This is a genomic window from Micrococcus sp. HMSC31B01, assembly GCF_001816085.1.
GTDB lineage: Bacteria > Actinomycetota > Actinomycetes > Actinomycetales > Micrococcaceae > Micrococcus > Micrococcus luteus.
Window position 1 is genome coordinate 1 of sequence record NZ_KV825102.1, and the last position, 5,095, is coordinate 5,095.

Consider the following 5,095-nt stretch of genomic DNA (forward strand, 5'->3'; position numbering starts at 1 on the left):
GGCCCCTGTCCCGCGCGGGACAGGGGCCGTTCTCGTCGGGGCCGGGAGGTCGCCCGGGAGGCCGGACGTCAGTGCTCGTGGCGGCGCAGCCGGGGGCGGCGGGGCCCCTCTGAGGCCGGGACGCCGGCGGCCGCATCGGCGATCCGCTGCTGGTGGTCCCGGCTGAGCGAGGCCCACCACTGCGAGGCCGCCACGGGGCCGGCGTCGACCACCTCGTCGTCGTCGGACTCGAGGCCCAGGCGGTCCTTGATGGAGGCCAGCATGGCCTGGCGGCGCACCGCCTCCACCCGCGCCACGGAGTAGCCGAGCGAGCGGAACGTGGCCAGGCAGATCAGCAGCATCAGCACGGAGAACGGCAGGCCGATGGTGATGGCCAGGACCTGGATCGCGGACAGGCCGCCCGCGGCCAGCAGTGCCGCGGCCATGAGCGAGGTGGCGATGGCGAAGAAGATCTTCACCGTGGCCTTCGGGTTCACGTCGCCGCCGGTGGCGAGCATGCCCATCACGAGCGAGCCCGAGTCGGCGGAGGTGATGAAGAAGATGCCCGAGAGGATGATGGCGCCGACCACGAGCATCATGCCCGCGGGCAGCTGCTCGAGCACCTGGAACAGCGCGGTGTTCGAGTCGATGGCGCCGTCCGCGCCCACCACGGAGGTGTACCCGGCCGGGCGGGTGGTCTCGAGGAAGATCGCGGTGCCGCCCAGGATGCCGAACCAGACCACGCAGACCAGGGTGGGCACCAGCAGCACGCCGGCGATGAACTCGCGCACGGTGCGACCGCGCGAGATGCGGGCGATGAAGATGCCGACGAACGGCGTCCAGGACATCCACCAGCCCCAGTAGTACGCGCTCCAGCCGGCCTGCCACGCGTCGCCCTCGGCGCCATAGAACGCGGAGACGTTGAGCGAGTTCGCGAAGAAGTACTGCATGTAGGAGCCGAGGGACTGCACCATCTCCTTGAACAGGAACGCGGTGGGCCCCACGATCGCGATGAACAGCAGCAGGCCGGCGGCCAGGATCAGGTTGGTGTTGGACAGCCACTTCATGCCGCGCTCCACGCCGGAGACCACGGTGTAGAGCACCACGCAGGTGACCGCGCCGATCATGGCGTACTCGAGCCAGGGGCTGTCCTCGGGCACGATGCCCAGCGCACGCAGGCCCGCGGACATCTGGGTGACGCCGAGGCCCAGCGAGGTGGCCACGCCGAAGACGGTGCCGATGAGGGCGATGTTGTCGATCAGGTGGCCCCAGCCGCCGCGCACGCGGCGCTCGCCGATCAGCGGCTCGAAGGCCCAGCGCAGCGCGAGGGGACGGCCACGCCGGTGGATGGCCAGCGCGACCGCCACGCCCACCACCGCGTAGATCGCCCAGGGCTGCAGGCCCCAGTGCAGGAACGTGGTGGCCAGCGCCGACTGGGCGGCCTCCGCCTGGGTGGGGTTGGCGGCCGCCAGGTCGGGCCGCGGCGAGGTGAAGTGCATGAGCGGCTCGGTCATGCCGAAGAACACGAGGCCGATGCCCATGCCCGCCGCGAAGAGCAGGGAGAACCAGGACAGCGTGGAGAACTCGGGCTTCTCATCGGGCTTGCCCAGGGTGATGTCGCCCTTGCGGGAGAACGCGAGGTAGCCGCAGAACAGCACGAAGAACAGGGCGACGAGGGCGTACCACCACGAGAAGTTCGTGATGATGGCCTGCTGGACCAGGCCGATGCCCACGGTCATCTGCTCGGGGGCGAGCAGCGTGGCCCCCACGAAGGAGAGCACGATGACCGCGGAGGGCCAGAACACCCACGGCAGCAGGACGCGGTCGCGGGCGGCCGCGGCGGAGGTGGCAGGGGCGACGGCGCCGTCGGCCGTGGGGGCGGAGGAGGGGCGGGTGTCGGCCCGCTCAGGATCCAGTGGATTCTTCAAGGGCGGTGTCGGATCGCTCATCCTCCCGACCCTACGTGGTCCCGCGCGCCGGCCCCCCGCCTGAGACGCGGCCGAGTGGACGGTCTCACCCGGCCGGGTGACCGCGCCCACGGCCCCGGCGCGGGCGCCCCCTGGTGAGGCGTGGGCGGCCTCACTAGGGTGTGGGGCACCACGACGACGGCGGCGCCGGACGGGCCCGCCCGTGAGAGGAAGGACCCGCACCATGACCGACGTCCCCTTCGAGGACCGCGAGGACGAACGAGAGCTCGAGACGGACCTGCTCGCCGATCCCAACGCCGCCGGCGACCCCGAGCCGGAGGACGGCCGCGACGGCCAGCCCGTGCGCGGCGGCTCGGACGACCCGCAGCACCGGGCCGGGGAGGGACGTGCCCCGGACTCCCTGCGCAATGCGGAGTCCGCCGCCATGCACATCGAGGAGGACGCCCAGGACCGCACGCGTGCGGACGAGGGCGACGTCGAGATCCTGTGAACGCCCCTCAGCCCCGGTCGGGGACGAGGCCGGTGCGCAGGAGGGTGAGTGCCTCGTCCTGCCCGAGGAGCGGCTGACGCATCTCGTCGCGGAGGAAGTCGAGCATCGCCGCGGCCAGCGCCGGCTCCTCGGAGGCGATCGCGTCCGTCGCGATCGCGGCGTGGAAGTCGAGGGCGAACGCGGCCGTGGCGGTCTCGGCGATGCAGCTGTGGGTGGAGACGCCGCACAGCAGGAGCCGATCCACCCCGCGGCCCCGCAGCTCGGCCGCCAGTCCTGTGCCGTGGAAGGCGGAGTCCCGGGTCTTCACGACCTCGACGGCGTCCGGGGCGGCCGCCGCGACCCCGTCGAGCAGAGCCGCCTGCCGGGTGCCCGGGAAGGCGAAGCCCTCGCCGTCGGCCAGCATGTTCAACGTCCACGTGGAGCGGTCCCGCGCGTGCTCGGTCCGCACCAGGAAGACGGGACGGCCGGCCTCGCGCGCGGTCCGGAGCAGTTCCACGACCGCCGCCGTCAGCTCGGCCTGCTGGGCAGCCAGCGCGGGATGCTCGAAGTAGCTGTGCTGGACGTCGATCACCACAAGCGCGGTCTCGCCGCCGGTCGCGCGGGCGGAGGGGGAATCGGGCATCGAACCAGTGTGCCCACCGCGTCGCCGCCTGTCAGCGGCCCGTCGCCCCGGACGACGAAGGCCCCCCGCGTCTGCGGGGGGCCTTCTCGAAGTGGTGGCTCCGACCGGCGTCGATCCGGTGACCTTACGATTTTCAGTCGTACGCTCTACCAACTGAGCTACAGAGCCCGGCGACCTTCGTCACCAGGACCATGCGTCACCGGACTCCGTTTCCGAATGCCGGTGATCGGACGATCCGAGCGACCCTGACGGGACTTGAACCCGCGACCTCCGCCGTGACAGGGCGGCGCGCTAACCAACTGCGCTACAGGGCCATGTTCTGTTGTTCTCGCCGCTTTCGCAACGAGTGGAAACTCTAGCAGAGCCTCCGAGCGTCGTGCAAGTCCACGCTCCACGTGCCGTTCCGGCCGCCGAGGGCGGCCGTTCTGCGTACCCCCAACGGGATTCGAACCCGTGTCGCCGCCGTGAAAGGGCGGTGTCCTAGGCCTCTAGACGATAGGGGCAGGTCCGGTGTCGAGATTCCCGAGGTGGACCCTGGGAGTCTATGGTGGCCGCAGACCCTCCGGCAAGTCCGGCCGCCGGCCGGCCGCCCTCCGCGCCGCGGAGCCCCGCACACCCAGGAGCCGCCGTGGACCACCGCCCGTCGCCCGAGCAGCCCGCCGCCACGTGGATGAGCGAGCAGGAGTTCGACGACGCCGTCTCCGCGGCCCTCACCCGCATCCCGGACGAGCTGGCACGGCTGCTGACGAACGTCGTCGTGGTGGTGGAGGACGAGTACGAGCCGCAGCGCTGGGAGGACCCGGCCACCGAGCTGTTCGGCCTCTACGAGGGCGTGCCGCTGACCGAGCGCGCCGAGTTCGCGTGGCAGATGCCGGACCGGATCGTGGTGTTCCGCGGCCCGCTCACCCGCCACTGCACCTCCCGCGCCGAGCTCGAGGACGAGATCACCGTCACCGTCATGCACGAGGTGGGGCATTTCTTCGGCATCTCCGAGGAGCGCCTCCACGAGCTCGGCTGGGGCTGAGCGCCGGTCAGGACCCCGACTGGTCCTGGACCGGGCCGAACGAGGCGCGGCGGCCGAGGCGGACGTCCTCGCGGAACGGGACGACGAGCACCGGACCCTTCGCGTGGTCCGCGACGCCGCGGCTGGTGGAGCCGACGATCGCACCGGCGAAGCCGCCCAGACCGCGCGTGCCCACCACGGTGAGGCGGGCGGTGGCGGTCTGGTCCACCAACACGTCCACGGGGGTGCCGTCCACGAGCTCGGTGAGGACCTCGAGACCGGGGAACTCGGAGCTGATCCACGCGGCGCCGGCCTCGAGACGCTCCCGCAGCTCCCGCTCGCGGGCCTCCTCGTCCAGGCTGACCGCCAGCCACGCGGCATTCGCGCCCAGGGGCGGGACGGCGCACACGAGCTTCAGCGGGGCCTGGCGGAGGCGGGCCTCCTCAGCGGCCTCGAGAGCGGCGGCACGGCCCTGCTCGGAACCGTCGACGCCCACCACGACGGCGGTCCTGTCCCCCGCGCGGCTGGCCTCGACCCCGGCGGGGATGATGGCGACCGGGCAGTGCGCGTGGCCGGGCAGCGCGGCGGCCACCGAGCCGAGCAGGCGGCCCATGAAGCCGCCGCGGCCGCGCGCGCCCGAGACGAGCAGGGAGGCCTCGGCGGAGAGCTCCACGAGGACGCCGGCCGCGTCCCCGATCTCCACACGCAGCTCCGGACGCACCCCGTCGGCGTCGAGCTTGCCGGCGACCTCCTCCAGGAGGGCCTGCACGCCCTCGCGGAGACGGGAGTCGTCCAGGACGGCGCCGCTGGCGTCCGCGCCGTAACCCCAGTACGCGGGGATCGAGTAGGCGGTGACGAGGGTCAGCGGCTCGCCGCGCAGGCCGGCCTCGCGCTGGGCCCAGCGGGCGGCGGAGACGGACTGGTCGGAGCCGTCCACACCCACCAGGACGCCGAGCGGTGCGTCCTCACGGCGGGTGGCGGCGGGCTGGGTCTGGGCGGACATGGCGACCTCCTCGAGTCGGACTCGACGGGCCCCGGGCGGACCCGGCCGAGTGCCTCCAGTCTACGCCTCG

Annotated in this window: 5 protein-coding genes and 3 tRNA genes; 2 read left to right on the forward strand and 6 right to left on the reverse strand. The window is 72.7% G+C overall.

Translation table 11 applies throughout. The features are described 5' to 3' along the window. Positions 1–68: 68 nt before the first annotated feature. Positions 69–1,928 carry a BCCT family transporter gene (locus tag HMPREF3105_RS05800; RefSeq protein ID WP_070708963.1) on the reverse strand — a complete coding sequence of 620 codons (1,860 nt, stop codon included), beginning with the start codon at positions 1,926–1,928 and terminating at the stop codon, positions 69–71. Between the two features lie 202 nt (positions 1,929–2,130). On the opposite strand from HMPREF3105_RS05800, the gene HMPREF3105_RS05805 reads away from it, so the two are divergent. Then, entirely contained in the window at positions 2,131–2,397 is a 267-nt protein-coding gene (locus HMPREF3105_RS05805; RefSeq protein WP_041103606.1) for a hypothetical protein, read from the forward strand. Positions 2,398–2,404: 7 nt separating this feature from the next. On the opposite strand, the gene HMPREF3105_RS05810 is transcribed toward HMPREF3105_RS05805, so the two are convergent. The 4 genes from HMPREF3105_RS05810 to HMPREF3105_RS05825 form a co-directional block, all read right to left on the reverse strand. After that, positions 2,405–3,019 carry a cysteine hydrolase family protein gene (locus HMPREF3105_RS05810; RefSeq protein ID WP_041103605.1) on the reverse strand — a complete coding sequence of 205 codons (615 nt, stop codon included), beginning with the start codon at positions 3,017–3,019 and terminating at the stop codon, positions 2,405–2,407. A 92-nt stretch (positions 3,020–3,111) separates the two neighbouring features. Continuing rightward, positions 3,112–3,187, reverse strand: a tRNA-Phe gene (locus HMPREF3105_RS05815). Positions 3,188–3,259: 72 nt separating this feature from the next. Continuing rightward, positions 3,260–3,333 (reverse strand) — tRNA-Asp (locus tag HMPREF3105_RS05820). Between the two features lie 116 nt (positions 3,334–3,449). Then, positions 3,450–3,522: transfer RNA gene (locus HMPREF3105_RS05825), tRNA-Glu, on the reverse strand. A gap of 125 nt (positions 3,523–3,647) precedes the next feature. Between HMPREF3105_RS05825 and HMPREF3105_RS05830 the strand changes: the two genes are divergently transcribed. Beyond that, positions 3,648–4,043 carry a metallopeptidase family protein gene (locus tag HMPREF3105_RS05830; RefSeq protein ID WP_002856128.1) on the forward strand — a complete coding sequence of 132 codons (396 nt, stop codon included), beginning with the start codon at positions 3,648–3,650 and terminating at the stop codon, positions 4,041–4,043. 7 nt (positions 4,044–4,050) lie between these two features. Here HMPREF3105_RS05830 and HMPREF3105_RS05835 read toward each other — a convergent pair whose 3' ends face one another. Then, positions 4,051–5,025, reverse strand: coding sequence for a universal stress protein (locus HMPREF3105_RS05835; protein WP_070708964.1), 975 nt, complete (start codon positions 5,023–5,025; stop codon positions 4,051–4,053). Between the last annotated feature and the right edge of the window lie 70 nt (positions 5,026–5,095).

What these genes read in the sequence shown, in the direction of transcription:
- HMPREF3105_RS05810 (WP_041103605.1), bottom strand. Translation starts at nt 3,019, where the DNA reads ATGCCCGATTCCCCCTCCGCCCGCGCGACCGGCGGCGAGACCGCGCTT.
- HMPREF3105_RS05835 (WP_070708964.1), bottom strand. Translation starts at nt 5,025, where the DNA reads ATGTCCGCCCAGACCCAGCCCGCCGCCACCCGCCGTGAGGACGCACCG.
- HMPREF3105_RS05800 (WP_070708963.1), bottom strand. Translation starts at nt 1,928, where the DNA reads ATGAGCGATCCGACACCGCCCTTGAAGAATCCACTGGATCCTGAGCGG.
- HMPREF3105_RS05805 (WP_041103606.1), top strand. Translation starts at nt 2,131, where the DNA reads ATGACCGACGTCCCCTTCGAGGACCGCGAGGACGAACGAGAGCTCGAG.